The sequence below is a fragment of the Olleya sp. 1-3 genome (genome assembly GCF_002836085.1).
GTDB lineage: Bacteria > Bacteroidota > Bacteroidia > Flavobacteriales > Flavobacteriaceae > Olleya > Olleya namhaensis.
The window spans coordinates 1-865 of record NZ_PJBW01000026.1; the positions used below are offsets into that span (position 1 = coordinate 1).

Sequence of the window (865 nt, forward strand, 5' to 3'; positions counted from 1 at the left end):
CACGTTACCTGCAAGCTGAAATGACGAACGCACAACAAAAAACCGAAACACCATTTAATGAAGAATTCTGCACTCAACTGGAATACCGAATTTGTCACGAATTGGAAAAATCGACTGACCCAGAATTAAAAGGGTTTTGGTGTGATGGAGTTTCGTGGTTTCCGACAGAAAATCAGTTGACTAAAAAAAACGTGAATGATATACGGAGAATAGAAACTAAAGCGTGGATTGGAAAAACTGGACAAACGGAATTTAAAGCTACTGTTCATTTCGGAAAAAAAGCATTGAGTAAATATGCTAAAGGAACGGAATTGACCGAATGTATTCCTGATTTGGAATCTAAGGCTGAATGGATTGAGATTGATTTAGAAAATAAAAGCATCATAATAAAAATAGATTAAGAAAATGCTCATAGGATATTTTGACTATTTTATTATTGCAATTTTAATCTTCTTAAATATTAAGTATTGGAAGACAAATTTTGAAAAAAAAATAGGATGTTTATTGGTTATACTTTTATTTGGGTTCGTAATACCATTTATTTCAATGATTATCGAATTACAAATTGTTGGAGAATGGATGGACAGTTTTGAAGTTGTTTATACTTTTTTACGATTTCCTACTTATTGGGTAATTGGTATTATTCAAATGATTATTATCGGAATTAGATTGAGCAGAAAACCAGATGAAGAAAACGAAACTGAAAAGATTGAATAAAGTGAGAAAAGCCAGCAGGTAACACCGTGTATAATTAATTGCTTTGGCAAGTGCTTATCTGGAAAATTCCGCTGGAATTTTCTCTGGTTCGTTTTTGTTTACTAAATTAGTTGCTTAACCACGCAACTAACCATACACAATCACGTTG

Annotated in this window: 2 protein-coding genes; both read left to right on the forward strand. The window is 32.4% G+C overall.

Annotated elements, in window-relative coordinates; genetic code table 11:
- Positions 1 to 401: hypothetical protein (locus CXF54_RS12890; protein ID WP_157823455.1), on the forward strand; the 401-nt coding region annotated here is incomplete at its 5' end.
- A 145-nt stretch (positions 402 to 546) separates the two neighbouring features.
- Positions 547 to 717 (forward strand): hypothetical protein, encoded by a 171-nt coding sequence (locus CXF54_RS15730; protein WP_157823456.1) that lies wholly within the window; start codon positions 547 to 549, stop codon positions 715 to 717.
- Positions 718 to 865 lie beyond the last annotated feature (148 nt).

Coding starts and splice junctions, on each gene's coding strand:
- CXF54_RS15730 (WP_157823456.1), top strand. CDS start 547: ATGATTATCGAATTACAAATTGTTGGAGAATGGATGGACAGTTTTGAA.